This is a genomic window from Azospira sp., assembly GCF_030247495.1.
GTDB lineage: Bacteria > Pseudomonadota > Gammaproteobacteria > Burkholderiales > Rhodocyclaceae > Azospira > Azospira oryzae.
Map to the genome: position 1 here is coordinate 10,525 of NZ_JAOTRW010000014.1, position 17,127 is coordinate 27,651.

7 protein-coding genes and 2 tRNA genes are annotated in these 17,127 nt (G+C 64.1%); 3 read left to right on the top strand and 6 right to left on the bottom strand.

What is annotated here, in order from left to right:
- Positions 1-122: 122 nt before the first annotated feature.
- From OEL49_RS17240 to OEL49_RS17260, 5 genes are all read right to left on the bottom strand, one after another.
- Positions 123-1,793 (bottom strand): tetratricopeptide repeat-containing glycosyltransferase family protein, encoded by a 1,671-nt coding sequence (locus OEL49_RS17240; RefSeq protein ID WP_287875936.1) that lies wholly within the window; start codon positions 1,791-1,793, stop codon positions 123-125.
- Positions 1,790-3,493, bottom strand: coding sequence for a tetratricopeptide repeat protein (locus OEL49_RS17245; RefSeq protein WP_287875939.1), 1,704 nt, complete (start codon positions 3,491-3,493; stop codon positions 1,790-1,792). The genes OEL49_RS17240 and OEL49_RS17245 overlap by 4 nt, the downstream gene beginning before the upstream one ends.
- 46 nt (positions 3,494-3,539) lie before the next feature.
- A complete protein-coding gene (locus OEL49_RS17250; RefSeq protein WP_287875942.1) occupies positions 3,540-12,350 on the bottom strand; it encodes a TylF/MycF/NovP-related O-methyltransferase in 8,811 nt (2,936 codons plus the stop codon).
- Positions 12,351-12,402: 52 nt separating this feature from the next.
- Positions 12,403-13,122 carry an FkbM family methyltransferase gene (locus tag OEL49_RS17255; protein WP_014236872.1) on the bottom strand — a complete coding sequence of 240 codons (720 nt, stop codon included), beginning with the start codon at positions 13,120-13,122 and terminating at the stop codon, positions 12,403-12,405.
- 139 nt (positions 13,123-13,261) lie between these two features.
- Positions 13,262-14,878, bottom strand: a complete 1,617-nt coding sequence (locus tag OEL49_RS17260; protein ID WP_308806318.1) for a diguanylate cyclase — start codon at positions 14,876-14,878, stop codon at positions 13,262-13,264.
- Between the two features lie 248 nt (positions 14,879-15,126).
- Here OEL49_RS17260 and OEL49_RS17265 point away from each other — a divergent pair.
- Positions 15,127-15,202 (top strand) — tRNA-Thr (locus OEL49_RS17265).
- 28 nt (positions 15,203-15,230) lie between these two features.
- Here OEL49_RS17265 and OEL49_RS17270 read toward each other — a convergent pair.
- Positions 15,231-16,034: an IclR family transcriptional regulator gene (locus OEL49_RS17270; RefSeq protein ID WP_130460201.1), complete on the bottom strand. Its 804-nt coding sequence runs from the start codon at positions 16,032-16,034 to the stop codon at positions 15,231-15,233.
- Positions 16,035-16,185: 151 nt separating this feature from the next.
- On the opposite strand from OEL49_RS17270, the gene OEL49_RS17275 reads away from it, so the two are divergent.
- Positions 16,186-16,803 carry a ParA family protein gene (locus OEL49_RS17275; RefSeq protein WP_014236882.1) on the top strand — a complete coding sequence of 206 codons (618 nt, stop codon included), beginning with the start codon at positions 16,186-16,188 and terminating at the stop codon, positions 16,801-16,803.
- Positions 16,804-16,924: 121 nt separating this feature from the next.
- Positions 16,925-17,001 (top strand) — tRNA-Met (locus OEL49_RS17280).
- Positions 17,002-17,127: the final 126 nt, after the last annotated feature.

Sequence of the window (17,127 nt, forward strand, 5' to 3'; positions counted from 1 at the left end):
CGGCTAATGCCCTGCTGGGCAATGCCGTTCTGGCTCTCTTAAAGCAACTGGTGTGCCACGTTTCTCAAGAGGGCCGGCAAGGAGTTTTCTGCGGGCCGGAAAGGCCCGTGGATTGCGGGTCTTTACATATCCTGCATTTTTGGGCGGGCGTTCCCGGCGAGACTTTCCAAATCCCGGCGAACGCTTTGCAGAACCGGCAACCATTGCCCCGGCATTTTTTGCCGGTACAGTTTGAGGCTGGGATACCAGGGGCTGTCTTGCCGCTCCTGGAGCCAGCGCCAGTCTGCATCCCGTGGCAGGAGCAGCCAGGCTGGTCGTCCCAAAGCCCCGGCAAGGTGGATGATGGCCGTGTCTACCGAAATCACCAGATCCAACTGGCTGACAATGGCTGCCGTGTCGGCAAAATCCCGGATGCCTGCCGTGACGTCCCGCAAACCTTGGGGAAGCTCGGCGGCCGGTAGTTGCAGGCTGATGAATTCAACCCCCGGTGCCGCCAGTAATTCGGCCAATTGGGCCAGGGGGCACGAGCGTTGGTGGTCATTGCGATGCCGGGGATTGCCTGCCCAGGCCAGGCCGACCCGGAAACGGCTTCGGGGGCCGAGCATGTCTTGCCAGTGGCGCACACGCGCTGCCTCAAGCGGCAGATAGGGAATGGGACCCGGCAGGTCGGCCAGACCGATGTGCAGCAGGTGGGGCAGGCTCATCAGCGGCAGATAGCACTGGCAGCCCCACGCATCAGCCGGCAGTTCCCCTGTCTGAGGGACCAGGTGGTCGATACCGGCAACGCCCTGGAGCAGGGGAATGAGGGAGGGCTGGCACTCCAGCGTGACTTTGGCGCCCCGGCGCTGCAGTTCCGGGGCAAAGCGAACGAACTGCAGCGTATCTCCCAGGCCTTGTTCGGCTCTGAGCAGCAGGTGCTTGCCGGCCAGATCTTCCCCTTGCCAGCGGGGCAGGGTTGCCGCAAAACGGGTACGGGTACCGGCTGCCGCCCCCCATTCATATTCCTGCCAGCCGGCCTCCAGTTGGCCGAGGGCGAGCAGGGACATGGCGTAGTTCCAGTGGGCCAGGGCATAGTCGGGCGCCAGGGCGATCGCCTGGCGCTGGGCTTCCAGTGCTTCCTGATACAGCCCCATGGATTTCAGGACGTTGCCCAGATTGGTCCAGGTGACTGCGGACCGGGGTACCAGGGCGGCCGCCCGCCGACACTGCTCCAGCGCTTCTGCCGTGCGTCCCCGGGCCTGAAGCACAGTGCTCAGATTGGTCATGGCATCTGCGTGCTGCGGTGCCAGGCGCAGGGCCTGGAGGAAGGCCTGCTCGGCCTCCGCCAGCTTATTCTGATCGAGTAGGATCAGGCCCAGGTTGTTGTGCAGGTTGGGCGTGTCCGGTGCCAGGAGCAGGGCGTTGCGCAGCGACAGTTCGGCCCCTTCGTACTGGCCCAACTGACGGAATATCTGGCCCAGATTGTCATAGGCCAGGGCGTTGCCCGGTTCCAGCTCCACCTGGCGCAGGGTCAGTTGCAGGGCCATCTCGGTCTTGCCGAGATTGAAGGCATTGACGGCCAGGTTGGTGATGCAGGGCACATGGTCCGGCGCCAGCTGGTAGGCCTTTTCGTAGGCGGTGAAAGCTGCCTCCCGGCGACCCAGCCGATCCCGGCACATGCCGAGGTTGAAATGTACCTGCCAGGCCTGGGGCGCCAATTGGGCGGCGGCAGCAAAGGCTTGTTCCGCCCCGGCCATGTCTCCCTGGCTGAAGCGTTGCTGGCCCTGTTGCAGCAGTTCGTCCAGCCGGCTCATCGCTCGCTCGCCCAGACGGCCAGCGCCGCCGTCAGCTGGGCGATGGCGCTTTCCCAGTCGCCGGGGCCGGGCTGGCGGAACTGGCGCAGGCTGGGATACCAGGGGCAATCGTCCCGCTGCAGCAGCCAGCGCCAGTCCGTATCCCAGCGGTTGAGCAGCCAGACGGGCTTGTTCAGGGCGCCGGCCAGGTGGGCCACTGCCGTATCGACGCTGATGACCAGATCCAGCTGTTCCACCAGGGCCGCCGTTTCGGCGAAGTCGGAAAGTTCGCCGCTGTAATCGAGGATGGGCCACTGCCCGGCCACCTCAGCAATCTGGGCGGCGGCTTCATCCTTTTGCAGGCTGACGAAACTGATGCTGGGCACCTGGGTCAGGGGCAGCAGTTGGCTCAGGTGAAGACTGCGCCGGGCATCGAGGAGCACGGCATCGGCCATATGCTGGCGGCGGCCGCCGGCCCAGACCAGGCCGACCCGGGGCCGGGGCACCTCGGCGAGGCGCTGCTGCCAACGCTCGGCGCTGACCTGGGGGGCGCGCAGATAGGGCGTCCTGGCGGGGATGTCGTCCAGCCCGGTGTTGAAGGCCAGGGGCAGGGAGAGCAGGTGACAGTGCCAGTCGGTGTCGGGCACCGCTTCGCTCTCGTCTATCAGGGCATCGATGCAGTCCAGTTCCGCAAACAGGGATTTGAGGGGGCGCTGGATGCGCACCGCAATCCAGGCGCCACGCTGCTTCAGCAGGGCGGCATAGCGGATGAACTGGAGGGAATCGCCCAGGCCCTGTTCGCAGAGCAGCAGGATGCGCTGCCCGGCGATGGGCTCGCCGCGCCACTGGGGCGTGGTGGGACGGTAGATGACGCCCTGGATATTGGACTGGCGCCGGTATTCGTAATCGGGCCAGCCTTCCCGCAGCTGGCCCAGGGTGAGCAGTACCAGGGCCCGGTTCCAGCGGGCCAGGGGGTGTTCCGGGTCCAGGGCCAGGGCCTGGTCCAGGGTGAGGCGGGCGGCGGCCAGGTCCATGGATTCCATCTGGGTGATGGCCAGGTTGCAGTAGCCCACCGGGTCCTGGGGAGCGATGCGGATGGCCTGGCTGAAACTGGTGGCGGCAGCGGCCGCCTGGCCTTGTTTCATCTGGGCGTTGCCCAGTTCCACCCAGGCCCACAGCAGGTCGGGAGCAAGGCGGGTGGCGCTTTCCGCCAGCTCCTGCGCCACCGCGTATTCACCCAGGTGGGAGCAGAGGGAGGCGAAGGCCGTGTAATTGCGCGGCTCTTGCGGATTGCAGTTGAGGGCGGCCGTGTAGGCGTCCACTGCATCGGGAAACTCCCGCAGCAGGACAAAGCCGCTGGCGATGCGGCGCCAGGTATCGTCGTCGGCCGGTTGCAGCGCTGCCGCCTGGACCAGGTCGGCCTTGGCGCCGGCTCCATCGCCCATGCGGATGCGGGTCATGGCCGCCTCGATACGGGCGTCAATGCTGCCTGGTAGCGCAACCAGAACGCCCTGCCACAGGGCCAGGGCGTCGGCATGGCGTTGCTGGTCGCCGAGCAGGATGGCCAGATTGTGGGCCGTATCCAGATGCTGGGGCACCACCGCCAGAATTTGCCGGTAGTGGCGTTCTGCGATGTGGCGGTCACCCCGCTGCTGGGCCTGGACGGCCTGGGCAAAACAGGCGGAGAGGGCTTCTGGAGTCTGGGGAAGGGCTTGGGTCATGTTCGCTAGGGGAAGGGGGCCGTCCGCGCGGGACGGCCCCGCCGTTTCAGGGACGGGGGGCCGTCAGGGCGGCTTGCCATTCGTTGAGGCGGCTGCTCAACAGGTAGTGCCGGCGTACCCAGGCTTCCAGGATGTCGCCTTCCCTGGCTGCCGCATCCAGGTCGTGGGCCCGCTCCCGGATGGCCTGGACCCAGGCATCGGTCTCGTTGGCCACCCGCGTCACCGGCGCATTGTCGGTACGGTAGGGGAAGATGTCCGTGCAGATCACGGGCAGGCCCAGGATGCCGTATTCCAGCAGGCGCAGATTGCTCTTGGCCTCGTTGAAGGGATGCAGTTCCAGGGGAGCCACGGCCAGGTCGAGGTTGAGGCTGGCGAGCTTGGCCGGATAGGCTTCCACACCGACCTCGAAGGGATGGTATTCGGCCACATAGGGGCGAATCTCTTCGGGGCACATGCCGAAGAAAATCCAGTCCACCTCGTCGGCGGTTTGCTTCACCGCTTCGGCAATGATGGCCAGGTCGCCCGAGTGCTGCTGGGCGCCCGCCCAGCCCACGCGGGGCTTCTTGCCGGTACGGCGTCGGGAGGTAAGGTGGGTCCACAGGTCGTCCCGCAGGGAGTTGGGTACCAGCCGCACTTCGTCGGTCAGCTCCCGGGCAAAGTCGTACAGGGGCTGGGTGCTGACGATGACACGGTCGCTCTGGCGGAACAGCTTGCGCAGACGATTGCGTCCGTCCCGGGGAATGTGGCGGTAGTTGGGGTTGTCCTTGGGCATGTGGGTGATCAGGTCATCCATCATGACCACGATGCGCATGTCCGGCCGGTGCTTGCGGAAATAGGTCTGCCATTCCACGGCAAGCGGTGAGAAATCCACCTGGATCATGTACACATCCGGATCCAGACGGTTCAGTTCCGTCAGGGTCGGATAACGCAGTTCGTGGTACTTCTTGGTCTGGACGATGGTGCTCTGCAGCGTGCCGGCCGCGCCCAGGGCGCGCAAGGGGGCGATGAAGCGGTATTCGCCGACGCCGCCGGCAGGCGGCTGGGCCAGGACCCGGGGGCGGTCGTGGAACTTGCGGTCCCAGTCGGCCACCAGCACCGGTTCCGGCGTATAGGAACTGCCGTCGAGCAGGGACAGGTGGCGGTTGTAGGCGGGATCATCGGCCAGCCATTTGTGCCAGCGCTGATGCATGAAGTCTGCCGTCTTCTCGTCCCGCACCGAAGCATCGGCGCGCTTGCGCAGATTGGACGACTCCAGGACGAGGGACTTGTTCTCGTGGTGCACCAGGGTGGCGCCGGGGGTCCATACCACCAGATGTCCGGCTTCCCGCAGGCGCAGGCAGAAATCCACGTCGTTGAAGAGGACCGGGGTATCCGTCTCATTCATGCCGCCCAGGTCCTGGTAGATGGATTTGCGCACCAGCATGCAGGCGGCGGTGACGGCGCTGTAATCCTGGTCCACCTGCAGGCGGTTCATGTAACCCGGCTCGTGCATGGATACCTTGGAGAAGCAGTGGGCTGCCAGGCGGTCCAGGCCCAGGATCACCCCGGCATGCTGGATGGTGCCCTTCTCCGGATACACCAGGCGGGCGCCGACGGCGCCCACTTCCGGCCGCTGGCCGTGGTTGAGCATCTGCTCCAGCCAGTTCGGCTGCACGATTTCCGTGTCGTTGTTGAGCAGGACGACATATTCACCCGTAGCCGCGGCCACGCCCAGATTGCACTGGGCGGAGAAGTTGAAGGGATGGTCGTAGGCAATGATGCGCACCCGGTCCCCGTGGTCCCGTTCCAGCTTGCGGTAGTAGTCCAGGGTGTCCGGCTCGTCGGTCTGGTTGTCCACCACGATGATTTCGTAGTTGTCGTAGGTGGTCTTTTCCAGCAGGCCGTCGATGCAGGGCTGCAGATACCAGACGCTGTCCCGGTTGGGGATGATGATCGAGACCCGGGGCCGCTCGGCATGCTGGTAGGCAATGCGCAGCGTACCGGGAACCATTGCGGCGCTGACCGTGGCGGCGATGTTGCGGCGGGCCAGGTGGGCTTCCACAGCGGCCTGGCGGGCCGCCTGGGCCAGGGGATGTTCGGGCAGGTTTTCCGGCAGGTGCAGCAGGGGCTCCGGCAGGTGGCCGATGGCGTCGGCACCGCAGCGGTCGTGCAGGCGCCACAGGGCCTCGTACTGCCAGGCGCCGGGGTAGGGGTGGAAACCGCCGATTTCCTGCAGGGCTTCGCGCTTGAACCACAGGGCCGGGCCCACGTAATCCATGGCGCGCAGATAGTCCAGGTTGAAGTCGGGTTTGAACCAGGGGGCGCAGCGGAAACCGGCCGGACCGATATGGTCATGGTCGGTGTAGATGGCCTGCCACTTGGGGTCCAGATTGGCGTAGTCGGCCACGGCGATGGCCCAGTGGGGCTCGAAGGTGCTGCCGACCGGAATCAGGGTGAGCCAGTCGCTGGCCAGGGTGTCGCTGACCTGGTTCAGGGCCCGGGCCAGCAGCTCCGGGTCATCCAGGCTGTCCAGTTGCAGCCAGCCGAGGATGTCCGTCTGCTCGAAAATCGGGTCCGGTGCCGGCGTATCCGCCAGTACGACCAGTTTCCAGTCCTGGTACAGCTGGGTCTGCAGGGAGGCCACGGTCTGCGCCAGGCGCGCCTGTTCGCCGGCTGCCACGACAGTCAGCAGCAGCAGGGCGGGGCGCTCCTTCCAGCGGGTCAGCATGCGCTCGGCAAAGAGCTGGGCGTCGATTTCCTGGATGGTCTTGCGATCCACCCAGCGACGGTAGTCGGCCCGTTGCTGGTAATGCAGGTGCACCCGGTCCACTTCCGGACCCGACAGTTCGAAGTTGCCGGAGAGGGATTCGGAGGTGGCCCAGAAAATACTGGTGATGGTGGGGATGTGCTTGAGAGGGTACTTCTCGCCGATGCGAAGCCACATGTCCTGGTCGCCGATGGCTGCATAGCTTTCGTCGAAAAGTCCTAGTTCCTCATGCACTTTGCGCCGCCACATGGGGTGGCAGCCGACCATGCATTGCTCCAGCAGTTGCTGGAACGAATAGGGCGGCCAGAACTGACTGCCGCCGATGACCACCGTGTCGAAATTCTGGTGGGGCAGGGGGCTCAGCAGGGAGTCGCCATAGACCACCATGACTTCGGGGCTGGCATCCAGCTCCCGCATCAGGGCTTCGCAGGCGGTGTTCTTGAGGCGGTCGTTGGTGCTGCAGGAAATCAGGTATTCGCCGCGGGCTTCGCGGATGGCCAGGTTCCATGCCGGATAAACGCCGATGCGCTCCGGTGTGCGGATGTAGCGGATGTTGGCGTGCTTGGCCTGGTAGCGACGGACGATTTCGCCTTCGTTCTGCGGCGAGTCGGCGTCGATGACCAGGATTTCGATCTGGTCGGCCACGGTCTGGGCCAGCAGGTCGTCCAGGCACTCGCCGATGAATTCTGCCGACTTGTAGGTGGAAACAATGGCCGTGATGCGGGGCTTGAAGGTGCTGTCCGTATCCGTCGTCCGGAGGGCGTCGGGCAGGCGGCTGTAGAAGGCCTGGTCGGGCGCTGTGCTGGTCGCGCCGAGGAAGACCTGCAGGACTTCCCGGGCCGATGCCGTCTGGTCCAGGGCGGTCAGGATGTGCAGCAGGTTGAGGACGATGGCCGGATTGCCGGGCGCCGCTTCAAAGGCCTGCACCGACCAGTTGAGGGCTTCCTGCAGGTGGTTGCTGCTGTGGCAGAGCACGGCCAGATTATCCAGGGTCCGGGGATTCTTGGCGTCCGCCTGCAGCGCCTGTTCCAGCCGCGCCAGGGCACCTTCGGGTTCGGCCAGGGCCAGCAGGCACTCGGCTTCCCAGTTGAGCTGCTCCGCCGGCGAAGCGAAGGTCATGCGGCCTTTCTGGGCAGTCAGCAGCTCCAGGTAGAGCTGGCGGTATTTCTCGGCTTGCCGGTGGCTGTCGAAATCGCTTTCGGCTTTGGCCCGGCAACGCTCACTCCAGGCTGCCGGCGTCTGTTCGGCCAGCACCCTGAGGATCAGGGCAGCCAGTGCATCGACATCGCCAGGGGCGGCCAGCCAGCCGGTCTCGCCATCGACGACGATATCGGGCAAGCCGCCGACGCGGAAGCCGACCACCGGAATGCCGCAGGCCAGGGCCTCCACCGCGGTGTTGGGCAGGTTGTCCTCGCGGGATGGCAGCACCAGCAGGTCGGCCAGGCCGTAGACCTCGGGCAGACGGGATTCGTCGCTGATATCCCCCAGGTGCACGAAGCGGAAGCCCGCCGGCGGCGTGAAATCGGCGGCCAGGCTGCCAAAGGCGGCCAGGGTGATGGGGCGTTCCGGAGCCTGGGTGGCCAGGGCCGCCAGGGCCGCCAGCAGCAGGTCAAAGCCCTTGCGCCGGTTTTGAATGCTGTCGGCGCCGAAAAGGACGACGGCCGCATCGGCTTCGATATGCCACTGGCGCCGCAGGGCGGCCCGGACCAGGGGGCGGAAACGTTCCAGGTCGATGCCGTTGGCAATGACCTCGACCCGCTTGCCGGCGAACAGGGGGCTCTTGCGGGCGCAATCGGCAAGCCAGTGGCTGGGGGCGACCACCGTCAGATCCAGGTCGGCATAGGCGGCCTGGCGTTGCAGCCAGGTTTGCCGGGAGGCGTCAGACTCATCGCGGGAGCCGAGCATGGGGCATTGGCCGCAACCCGGATTGCGGGCGTAGGCTTCGCACTCGCCCGCATAGTGGCAGCCGCCGGTGAAGGCAGCCATGTCGTGCAGGGTCCAAATCACCGATTTGCCGGCAAAGGTCCGGGGCGCGGTGGGGAAATTGACCATTCCCGCCACCCAGTGGAAGTGGGCGATGCGGACACTGTCGAAACCGCCGAGGCGAGCCAGTTCCAACGGGGAGGTGGCGTTGCTGAAGACTTCGATGAACGGGGCCCGGGCCGGGTAGGCCCCCAGGGTCTTGCCCCAGGCCTGGGTGGCTTCCGCCAGATAGGGCGAGCCGCCGGGGGAGAGCACTGTCCGGGCTTGTGCCCCGTTGGGGCAGAGCAGGGCGACATCGGTGCCCTGGCTGGATTTCTGCAGCACGGCCATGCCGGCTTCGACACCGTCGCTGACCAGGGCATTGCGCAGGCGGGCAGCCGCCATGCCGGCGCCGCCCCGTTCCCAGGTGCTGAAGTGGAGGATCGGTGCCAGGGGCAAGGCGGTGGTGGGGGCGGCGGCAGCTTTGGGTTTGTTGAAGCGCACGCCGACGGCATCGATGGGCTCGATGGGGAAGCGCACCTGACGTTCGCTCTGGAATTCTTCGATGGCTTGGCGGCAGCCTTCCCAGTGGCCGTAGTCGTCCACCTGGAAAATGCCCTGGTCCGTGACCTGGTCGTAGAGATTGTCGAGGATGGCCCGGGTCGAGGAATACCAGTCGCCATCCAGGTGCAGCAAGGCGATTTCGCCCAGATTGTGGCGCTCCACCGGCAGGGTGTCTTCAAAGAAACCTTTGATCGTCACCAGGATGTGTTCGGCGCCCAGCTTGCGGCAGGCTTCCCGGACACTGTCTTCCGGAGCCGCGCAGGTGCCGGTGCCCCAGCCCGTGTCCTCGGCATGCTGGCCCCGGTGGGTGTCGTTTTCTCCCGGAGTCGGCATGCCTGAGAAGGAGTCGAAGGCGAACAGCTTGCGCGGCCGCTTGCTGTGGCGGGCGATGACTGCGGCAACCAGGGCCGAGGAGCCGCCGGCGGCGACGCCGCATTCGACGAAGTTGCCCGGCAGATCCGCTGCGCAGATACGCATGGCGCTGTCGTAAAGCGAGCGCAGGCGCGCTTCGCTGAGCATGGTGTAGGGACGGATCACCTGCAGCAGCTCACTGAATTCGTCCACGGCCGGCCCCTGGCCGGCCTTGCGGTCGTCTACCCGTTCAAGCAGGGCGCGGGCTTCGGCGTTGTCCGGGAAGAAGCGCAATTCTTCCCGCAGACATTCGGCGACGTGCCAGGGCTGGTTGAGGGCAGCAAAGCAGCGGGCGCGAAGCACATCAAGACCGATGGTGGGGATGCGGGCCTTCTTGGCGTCGATCACCAGATTGAGGGCCTCCTGGGCCTGGCCCTGGGCCAGGGCGCCTTCGGCTCGCTGCATCAGGGCCAGTACTTCGGCGCTGTTGCCGGGGATGCTGCCGTTGGGGCTGGCCGGGGTCGGTACGGCAGGCGCCGCAGCGGCGGTGGAACGGGCGGACTGCGCCGGTTGGGCCAGGTGGCGCCGAATGATGCGGTCGAAGTGCGCCGCCCGCCATTCCATGGCGTAGTCCCGGCGGCAACGTTCCTTGCCGCGCCGGGCGATGGCTTCCCGTTGCTCGGGATGGGCCAGGTAGTAGCGCACCTTGTCGATCAGCTCTTCCCGGTCGGAGAAGGTCTCGACTTCCAGGCCCGCCTCGAAATAGTCGCTCAGGTTGTCGAAGCGTTCGGTGATGAGGAAACGCCCGGCGCCGGTGACCTCGAACAGGCGCATGTTGACCGTTTCACCCCGGCCCACGTCCAGGGGGCGGCCGCTGGCCGGGTCGAACATCCAGTGGTCGGCCCGGCTGTCGACGACGATGCGGGCGCTGGCCAGGGTACGGTACATCTCCATGCCGTATACCGGTGGTTTGATGTAGGGCGTCAGTACTGCCGGGATTCCCTGGGTCTGGCCGCTGAGATGCAGGGCCAGGGAGAACGGGGCTGTCGGGTCGCCGGCCGCCTCGGCCAGGGCCAGCAGTTGCTGGTTACGTTTTTCGTGCTGACCGATGGTCCATTGGCCGGTGAACAGGACGTCGCTCTGCAGTTCGATCCCGTTCAACTGGGGATTGAGCCAGTTGGGGTGGCCCGGGAAAAAGTGGGTGGCATCGGCGGCCCCGAGCTTCAGGGCCAGTTCGCGAATGCCGCTCAGGCCCGAAAGCATGGTGTCAAAACCGTGCCAGCGGGTCTCCGGCGGCGCCAGTGCGCCGCGCCAGCCAAGCACCAGGCGAGGCTGGTAGCTGAGGCTCTGGAGGAAGCGGGAGTCAAAACTGATGGGTTCGCTCAGATAGAGGATTTCCGGCCGGTAGGTCTCAACCTGTCGGCGCACCACGTCCATCATGCCGATGCCGTTGGGCAGGCCGTGCTGGGCGGCCCAGCGGCCCTGGGAAATGGGGTCGTTGGCGACAATCAGTTGGCAGTCGTAGCCGAGAGCGCCCAGATAGGGCGTGAGCATGTGGTTGGCGCTGAAAGCATCGGCTTCCAGCGCCTTGATCATGGTGGAGAAATCCTGGCTCGGCAGGGCCGGCCGCTTGGCGTAGAACTGTTCCAGATAGGCCGGATAGAAGGTGTGTATCTGCAGAAAGCCCAGGCGCTTCTTGGCGGGTTCGGCCATGGGCTGCTGGGCGTTCTCGCCGGTTCTGTCCACCGCCTTGCGGATGGTCTCCAGGGCCGGCTCCGTCGTGGCGGCATACTGTTGATAGTTGTCCAGGATGGCCCCGGCAATGCCGTACTCACCCAGGGAGACCAGGGCGCGGGTCAGGGCTTCGGTGACGTCCAGGCGTTCCGGCTCCTTCTGGATCAGATGGCTCCAGTGGGCAATGGCTCCCTCCTGATCGCCGAGCGCCTGCAACGTACTGGCATGGCAGCGTTCCAGTTCGGAATCGTCGGGGTCATCGGCCAGGGCCTGGGCCATGTCCTTGGCCGCTGCTGCCAACTGGCCGGCCTGGATCTTGGCTTGCACCGCCCAGAGGCGCTCTTGCCGTGCGGGGGTCAGTGCGGCAGGTTCCAGGGCTGCCGGCAAGGGCAGCCAATGGAGGTGCTGGGGAAGATTGAGAAGCGCAGCGCGGATCTGCACATAGCTTTCCGCCTGGCGGCCGACCAGGCTGGCCACTTGCTGTCCTGGATTGCCCGGCAGTCGAATGTCCACCTGCCAGCCGTTGGTGGCGAAGCCTTCGGGGCGCTGGGTGACGTCTCCCTGCAGGAACAGGACGCCGCTGTCGCTCAGGGCCGACCACAGGGCTTGGAGTTCCTGGGCGTCGGCGAGGGCGCTGCCGATTACCAAGTCCATCTTGCCGGCAACCGCCTCGGGCCAATTGCTCTCGCCGGCATGAAAACCGCGGCGGTTCAGACTGGTGGTTCCAACCTGAGTAGCCAGTTGATCCAGGGGCAAGGCCGCAGTGGCAGTGGTGACGTAGGACTCGACACCGGTCAGCGTCTGGAGCAGGACGCTGGTCAGGTCGCCGCCCACTCCGTCCAGCAGGCTGACTCCCCGGCGTGGCCCCAGCAGATGCCGTAACAGGGCCGCCGTGCCCCAGGAGGAAGTGATGGACTCCCGTGCCAGTTCGGCACTTCGGGCCGTATTCAGAATAGTGCGGCAGCGATTTTCCACTGTCTCCGGCAGGTACTGGAGGCGTTCGCGTAGCCAAGGCAGATACTGGTCTGCCAGGTCTTCATCGGTGCAGAAATAGGTGAGTTTGTGCGCCGCTAGATTGCTCAGCTGCTGGGAAAACTGCTGGTACAGCTTTTCGGACAGTAACGGGTCCTGCTCCCCCGGCAAACCCTTGCCCGGGGCATGGGCCAGGACGATCCCCAGATGGGGCCGCAAGGCGGTGGATTGGCTGCCATACCAGCGGATCAGGGCATCCAGCTCGGCAAGCTGGGGTGCCAGAACGAGGATGTAGTCGCCAGCATCGCATTGGGTACCGAGGGTGACGGAGAGCCAGCGGAAAGCCTCCTGGCCCTGTTGGTCAAAGCTTTCTCCCATGGCCTGGCCTGCCTGAACGGCGGAAGCTTGGCGTTCCAGTTTCTGGACGGGCAGGCCTTGTTGCGGGGCCCTGGTCTCGAGAGCAGCCGCCAGTTCCTTGGCGACGGGGGGATTTGCGGAGGCGTTGAGGCTGGCGATGAAGAGGCGCATGGGGAATCAAATCCTTGCCTGGAGACGGGTTGCACGCATGGGCGGAAGGTAATTATTTCTTGAAACAGACGATGTTCTGAAAAGCAAAGATTTCGCATTGAACCGGCGAGTAGTGCTCAATTGGGTAGTAGCCATTGGGCAGGAGACGGAAAAAGCGATAGCCCTTCAGATAATCGAAGAAGTCCTTGAAGTAGGTGCGGGAAGCAATGTTCATCTCGTTGAATTCAAACTGGATGGCTTGCACCATGCCTTTTTCGAGACATTGGGCCGCTCCCTTGAAAACCTCGAGTTCATGTCCTTCCACGTCCACCTTGAGCAGATCGATGTGCTCAATCCCAAGTTCGGGGATGACGGCGTCCAGAGTGCGTATTTCGATGTCGAAACTGCGGTGGGGGCGCTGATGGATATCGGTGAAGACTTCTGCATAGAGCGAAGCGTGGGATGACGCCTGGTCCGCATAGTCATACATCGTGAAGCTGCCGGCAGCTGAGCCCATGCCCACATTGAAGGCCTGGATGTTCGGCAGATTGCGCCGCAGCTTCTGGTAGGTTTCAGGATGGGGCTCGAAAGCGAATACTTGAGCCGAAGGGCAGGATTCCAGTGCCAGGCCCGAATAGAGGCCCACATTGGCGCCCACGTCGACCACGACGGGAGCTATTTTTCCCTTGAGGTGATTCCTGAGGAAGAAGGCTTCGCCCGAATGCTGCATGGACTGCCAGTTGAGAATGCCAATGCGGTAGAGCTGGGAAGCGAAATCTTGCTCAGTGTTCATCCTGGATCCTAGAGAGGTATGGGCAAGGCCCAGATCAAGGCTAAAGCTAAAGCACGACTTGTACCATTTTTTTATGGCTTGCCCCAGCCCCGTCCAATAAATAACAGGGCCTAGGTTGGCCGTAGGCTTCGTCTTCAGGTTAGGCCGTCACCACCCGGTTCTTGCCCGTGCGCTTGGCTTCGTACATGGCCGTATCTGCCCGCTTGATGGCCGCGGCCTGGTCTTCGCCGGGCTGGTAGGCAGTGACGCCGGCGCTGAAGGTAATCAGCAGCTTCTGGTTGTCGTGCATGAAGTAGTGCTTGGTCAGCTCCCGCTGCAGCCGTTGCAGGGCGTGGGTCGAGTCTTCCAGGCCGGTGTCCGGCAGCAGGATGACAAACTCCTCGCCGCCGAAGCGGGCCACCAGGTCGGTGGGGCGCATGGTGTTCTTGATGACCGTGATGAGGTGGATTAGGGCGGCGTCGCCGGCATCGTGGCCCAGGCTGTCGTTGAGCTTCTTGAAGTTGTCGATGTCCAGGATGGCCAGGCAGAGGGAGGTGCGCCGCCGCTGGGTGCGGGCCGTTTCCTTGGCGAAGGCTTCTTCCAGGCCGTGGCGGTTGAGGGCGCCGGTGAGCTGGTCGTGGCGCACCAGGGTGCTGGCCTTGTCCAGTTCGCCCTGCAGTTCGGCCACCCGCTGTTCCGATTCCCGTACCCGTTGCTGGGTGGCCCGCAGTTCGTCGCGGGAGCGCTGGGCATTGAGCTGGATGATGCGGGTTTCGTGCATCACTTCGTCAATGACGGCCCGCAGGTCGGCAATGTTGTTGGCCGTGGCAATGCGCTGGGCACAGGCCTCCACCTTGTCGTGGTAGTCGGAGGTGGAGTCGGCGAAATCGGCCAGATGATCCACGAAGCCTGCCAGCATGTGCTTCAGGGCCTCCTGGGCTTCGCTCAGGCTGTGCTTGAGCTGGCTCTGCTTGAAGATGACTTCCTTGATGCGCTGCTCGGCGTCGTCAATGGTGCGCAGGGAGAGGGGGCTGGTGACGATGTCCCGCACCATTTCGATCTGACCATGCAGCCACTGGTCGTCTTCCACCAGTTCGCTGACGTTCTCGATCAGCAGTTGCAGCAGATGCAGCAGGCCGGTGCGCAGCTCCCGCTGGTCATCCGCCAGCAGTTCCAGGCGGAAGGCGAACTGCTTGAGCTTGTCCAGCAGCTTTTTCAGGGCCTTTGTGTCCTGGGCCCGGCGCACGGCGCTGGCCAGGGTACGGGCTTCTTCCACCAACTGGGGCGACTCCACCAGCTGGGTGGCGACGGCCGTTTCCAGGGTGAAGGCAAACAGTTCCCGCAGTTCGCCGACCAGGGCGTTGTCGGCGCTGGCCGGTGCTGTGGTCACGGCGACAGCATCGGCGCCGTTGTCCTCCGCTGCCATCTCGGGGGCGTCGGCCAGGGGTGTGCCGCCGGCGTCCGCATTCTGGTTCCAGGAAGTGAGGAGCCCTTTCAGGCGGGTGAAGAGCAGGTCCGGATCCTTGCCGGCACTGGATAGCACGTGTTCCAGGGAGTCCCGTTTCTTGCCGGGCGTCAGGCCGGCATGATGGGTTTCCCATTGCCGGATCAGTTCGGCAATGAGGTCGCTCCAGGGCGGCGGTTCGCTGCTGGCTTCGGTACAGAACGCCTTCCAGGTGTTCTGGAAGCGTTCCCAGCTCTTGTCCCGGATCGCCTCGTCGAAAGACCTGGCAAGGCGCTGCTGGGCCGGTCGGCTGCGGTCAAGGGCGGCCGCCAAGCTTTTGCACTGCTTTTCCGGGAACGGCTCATCCCCCGGCGGGTGTTCGGCAATTTCGTTGTAGAGAGTGAAGTAATTGTCCGGAGTCGGCGGTATGCGCCGGACGGCCAGTTGTCGGAGGACTTCACGAGCAATTTCGGAGGGATTGGAGAGGGCAGCCATGGAATTTGAGTCTTGCTCGAAGATTGCAGCCTATTCTATATGCGACAGCACGTCAGGGGGCATGCCTCGGTTATAATGGCGGCCCCGCCGGGTTAGCTCAGTAGGTAGAGCAGCGCACTTGTAATGCGAAGGTCACCAGTTCGATTCCGGTACCCGGCACCATCCCTCTCTCTTTTCCCTGTTTGCCTGTTCAGGCCGGGCCCGGTTCGTGATAACCCAGCCGGTGCGATAAATCCTGGGCGGCTTGCCGGATGGCGGCGGCAATGTTGCTGTCCCAGTCGCTGGCAAAGTTGCCGATCGGCCCCAGGGAAGTGATCGCCGCCACCATGGTGCCCGTCTGATTGAACACCGGCGCACTGAAACCGTTGATGCCCGGAGAGTAGCTGCCACTGGCCCGGGCAATGCCCTGGTTGCGGATTTCCGACAGCAGGCCGTCCATTTCCCGGCGCGCAGCTGCCAGGGTGGTGCCGTTCGCTTCCGCGTTCGCCTTGATTTCGACTTCCAGCAGCTGGCGCAGGTAGGGGGAACGGAAAAAGGCGGCAAACGCCCGACCCGTGGCCGAACTGGCCAGCGGCAGGACGGTACCGGCGCGCAACGCAACGGTGATCGGTCCGCCGGCCTCCAGCAGGCGGACCACCGTGGCACCATGATTCCCCCATACGGCCAGGGCAACGGTTTCGCCCAGGCGCTCGCAGAGATCTTCCAGTATCGGGGTGGCGAGGCGAACCGGATCCAGCCGGCCCATGGCGGCCAAGCCCAGTTCCAGGGAGAAACTGCCCAGGTCATAGCGGCCGCTGGTCTGGTCCTGCTCGACCAGGCCCATGCGAATGAGGCTGACCAGGTAGCGGTGGGCCTTGGCGGCGGGCATGCCGGCAGCTTTGGCCAGGTCCCGTAGCATCATGGCGCGGCCATTGGCAGCCAGCGCCTGCAATAACTTGCCCCCCACTTCGATGGATTGAATTCCCTGGCGGTCCTTGGTTTTTGGCTTTTCCATATATGACTTAAGTAGCAAACCCGGTCGCCATATTACATCCGTGTGCGCCCAATCGGGGAGCCGCCGCTGTCAGTACCTTCGCATATAATCATCCGAGACCGTCGTGGCCCAAATGCCAGTTCGGCTTTTATCGAGTGAGAAAGGGGTGGGTATGCAAGCAATTCTGGTGGCCAATCCGAAGGGGGGGTGTGGCAAGACAACCTTGGCGACAAATCTGGCCGGCTATTTCGCCAACCAGGGCAACAAGGTTACCTTGTGCGATTTGGATCGCCAGCAATCCTCCCTGCGCTGGATGGCCTTCCGCGATCCGGAGATGGCACCGGTGACCGGATACTTTGCGGGTAATCAGGTGATGTTCAATCCGCCCCAGGATGTGGATCAGGTGGTGCTGGACGCCCCGGCCGGCCTGCAGGGCTATAAGCTTTCCGACTACCTGCGTCGTGTCGATAAGGTTATCGTTCCGGTGGTGCCTTCCATATTTGATATGGCGGCAACGGAGGATTTCCTCATTTCATTGCGCCAGGAAACCCGCGGTCGGCGGCAGATGCTGGGCATTGTCGCCATGCGGGTGGATCCCAGAACCCGTGCGGCAGTGATGCTGGAAGAGTTTTTGCGTCATTTCGATATTCCCATTGTTAGTTATCTGCGCAACACCCAGAACTACGTAAACGTAGCTGCGGCAGGGCTTTCCGTCTTTGACCCTCCCCGCGCAAAGTTCAAGCGAGATCACGAACAGTGGGATTCCCTCTTGCGGTGGCTCTCCGACTAGGCTATAGTTCGCCTCCCTCGACGCACCAGCCGGTGCAGCCAAGCGAAAGCAAAGCAAGAAACAAACCGGCAGGGGTTGACGAGGTGTAGAGAAAGCGATAATATCTCGCTTCTCTGACGGACGCGGGGTGGAGCAGTCTGGCAGCTCGTCGGGCTCATAACCCGAAGGTCGTAGGTTCAAATCCTGCCCCCGCAACCAGCTCTTTAAAAAATAGGACAACCGATAGGTGTAGGTGCTTGGTTGGGTGTTCCGGCTTAGGTCGGACAAATGAATCAAGCGCTTGCACAAAGATGTAGTCAAGGAAACTTGAATATATCCGTCAAG